2 protein-coding genes and 1 pseudogene are annotated in these 3,260 nt (G+C 70.5%); 1 reads left to right on the forward strand and 2 read right to left on the reverse strand.

The genetic code is table 11. The features are described 5' to 3' along the window. A partial coding sequence (locus JHN63_RS53670; protein ID WP_374223031.1) for a protein kinase occupies positions 1–1,537 on the reverse strand: 1,537 nt, incomplete at its 3' end. A gap of 205 nt (positions 1,538–1,742) precedes the next feature. Between JHN63_RS53670 and JHN63_RS49705 the strand changes: the two genes are divergently transcribed. Next, complete coding sequence (locus JHN63_RS49705; protein ID WP_200691729.1) at positions 1,743–2,483, forward strand: LPXTG cell wall anchor domain-containing protein; 741 nt, start codon at positions 1,743–1,745, stop codon at positions 2,481–2,483. A 65-nt stretch (positions 2,484–2,548) separates the two neighbouring features. On the opposite strand, the pseudogene JHN63_RS49710 reads toward JHN63_RS49705, so the two are convergent. Further along, positions 2,549–3,071 (reverse strand): annotated as a pseudogene (locus JHN63_RS49710) (biotin transporter BioY). Between the last annotated feature and the right edge of the window lie 189 nt (positions 3,072–3,260).

A 3,260-nucleotide genomic window follows, 5' to 3' on the forward strand; every position in this document is an offset into this window, starting at 1 on the left:
TCTCCGGGCGGGGCAGGCGGGCGGGATGCGGGCCCAGGGCGGGGCGCCGCGACGCCGAGCGGGGAGTGTGCGAGCGCCCTGGGTCGGAGTGCGGTGGCGCCGGGCGCGGGGCCGGTGGGTGAGCCGGGAGGGGGATGGGTTTTCGCTCGGTCAACGCTTCGGCGGGTTCGGCGGGTTGAGCGCGTCCGCTGGGCTCGGCTGGTTCAGCGGGTTGGGCTTCCTCAACGCGCCCGGCCTGCTCGGCGAGTTGAGCCGGTACGACCCGCTCGACCCGCTCGGCGAGTCGGGCCTGTTCAACACGCTCGATCTGCTCGGCGATTCGGGCCGGTCCGACCCGCTCGACCTGTTCGGCGAGTTGAGCCTGTGCGACCCGCTCAGCCTGCTCGGCCCGCTCGGCGGCGGGTTCGGCTTGGTCGGAGTGCTCAGCCTGCTCGGTGCGGACGAGGGAGACACCCGCCTTACGGCGAATGGGCGGCCGGGAGTTGGGGTCGACGGCGGGACGCTGCGTCGGTATCGCGTCCTCGACGGGGTCGGGATCAGGGTCGTACAGCCGGGGATCTCGTGCCGCGCGGACGAGTGACGGCTCCAGGAAGACCGGGGTGGGCGACTCCCGATAGGCCTCGGGAACCTCCGGAGCCTCGGGCTGCTCCGCCGACTCCGGCTCCACCGAACCGGGTTCCACGGGCTCCTGCGCCAACTCCCGCTCCGCCGAACCGGGTTCCTCGGGTTCCTCCCCCGCCACCGGAAACGCGACCGGCGTCAGCACCTCCTCCACCTCCTCCAGTCCCGGCCGAACCACGGGGTCCTTCTCCAGCAGTTCGGCCAGCACTTCCCTCAACGGACCGGCGGACGAAGGGAGTTCGGGCTCCTCGTACAGAACCGCGTGCAAGGTCGCCAGGGTCGTGTCGCGGGAGAACGGTGAGCGGCCGCCGAGCGCCGCGCAGAGGGTCGCGCCGAGGGACCAGAGGTCCGAGGGCGGTCCCTGTGGGTGGCCGGAGATCCGCTCGGGTGCCATGTAGTCGGGCGAGCCGACGAGCATGCCGACCATGGTGAGCGCCTTGGCGTCCTGGATCGCGGCGATGCCGAAGTCGGTGAGCACGACCCGTCGGCCGCCGCTCTCGACGAGGACGTTGCCGGGTTTGATGTCGCGGTGCAGGACGCCTCCCGCGTGCACCTGGCGCAGCGCGGCCACCAGACCGAGCCCGATACGGGCGACCTCGCGCGGGCCGAGCGCGCCGTCGTCCGCGAGGATGCGCTCCAGGGAGCGCCCGGCGACCAACTCCATGACGATCCACAGGCGTTCGCCCTCGTCCACGACGTCGTAGACCCGCACGACGTTGGGATGGTCGATGCGGGCCGTCGCCCTGGCCTCGCGCAGGGTGCGTTCACGGCGGGTGCGGGTGTCCTCCGCGTCGAGGCCGTCTATGCGCATTTCCTTGACCGCGACCTGCCGGTGCAGCATTTCGTCGGCGGCTCGCCACACCCGCCCCATTCCTCCCTGACCGATACTCTCGACCAGCCGATAGCGTCCGGTCACCCATAGTCCCGGAGTTCCGCCGCCCCTCACGTTCCCCGTATTTCCCGTATTCCCCGGCAATCCGCTGCACCCCCACAATGGTCACACTTCATGCCGTACCAGCATAGTGCGGAGAAATCTTGTGGTACCTCTTCAAGTACTGCGAATTCAGGCGCAGCCCCAGGGGGACACAGGGGAATGCAAGGGGAACACAAGGGGGACGAACATGAGTTCTCGTCGCGTCGCGGCCGTGGCCACAGCCGTCACAGGTTCGCTGCTCACGGCATCCTTCTCGGCGGTGATGATCCTTTCCTTCACCGCTTCGGCGGATGACCAGGGACCGGGAAGCAGCAAAGGCGGAAAGGCGATGGACGCGGCTCCGGCAGGGGTGAAACTGACCACGCTCCTGCCGGAAAAAATCTCGGTCGACAACAGTTCGAAAAAGACGGCGATCACGGCCACAGTGAAGAATGAGGGGACCAAGGAGAGCGGCGACATCCATCTCCTGGTCGTCGGTTTCGACGGCCTCAAGGTCAATGGCGTGCAGGGTTGTTCGGCCATCGCCGAAAAGGATCTGCCGCCCGGTTCGAACAGCGGATTCACGTGCTCCGTCGGCACGCTCGCCGCGGGCAGGTCGAAGTCGTACGCCGTCGACGCGACGTACGACCTGAGCAAGGCCGGGAAGATCTGTCTGCCGGTGGTGTCCGCCGACGGCAAGAAGACCTTCTGGCAGCAGGGCCCGGTCCCGTTCGGTACGACGAACCCGTCACCGAACGCACCGGCCACCCCATTGCTGCTCGGCACCGACAACAAGCCGGTGGCACCGGGCGGCGACACACTGCCCAAGACGGGAGTCGGCGCGGATGTGCTGCCGCTGGGCGCGGCCGGTGCGGCCCTGATCGCGGCGGGCGCGGCGGGCCTGTACTGGTCGCAGCGACGGCCGAGGCCGCGGTCCCTGGAGAGCTGAGGGGACGTAGGAGAAGGGAGGGGCGGGATGCTCGCGCACCCCGCCCCTCCCCCGCAACCGCCTTGTCAGCGCTGCTTGTTGACGAACTTCCAGGCCGTCGGCGTCGCGCCCATCGCCAGCGCCGCCTTCAGGGCGTCGCCGAGCAGGAACGGGGTGAGGCCGGCGGCGATCGCGGCGCTCGTCGAGAGGTCGAGGGACAGCGCCAGGTACGGGACGCCGATCGCGTAGATGATCGCCTCGCCCAGCAGCATCGTGCCGGCCATGCGCAGGACCGAGCGGTCGGCGCCGCGGCGGGCCAGGGCGCCGACGGCGGCGGAGGCGAGCAGCATGCCGACGATGTAGCGATGTAGCCACGGCCGGCGCCGAGAGGAAGCCACGGCCGGCGCCGAGGGAGGTGCCGACGAGCAGCGCGGCGAAGGTCTGGCCGGTGACGGGGACCGGGGAGCCCGGCACGGGCACGGCGATCTGCGCGGCGAGGCTGGTGAGCGCGGCGCCGCCGAGCACGAGGGCGAGGTCCCGGACGCGGGAGGCGGGCAGCAGGTCGGCGAGGACCAGTCCGGGGCGGGTGGTGGCGACGGCGGTACTCAAGGGGACTCCGCAGGTGGACGGGGTACGGCGGGGGACTCCGTGACGCTATCCCAGGGGCCTTCGGCCGATCACCGTCAGCGCTCGACAAAGGCTTCGGCGCGGACTTGGTGGGCTCCGGACAAAGGATGCCCGTTACACACGCCCGGGCGTGATGCCGGTCACCCGGACCCCGTGCCGTCTCGCACACCG

Source organism: Streptomyces sp. MBT65 (genome assembly GCF_016612545.1).
Taxonomy (GTDB): Bacteria; Actinomycetota; Actinomycetes; order Streptomycetales; family Streptomycetaceae; genus Streptomyces.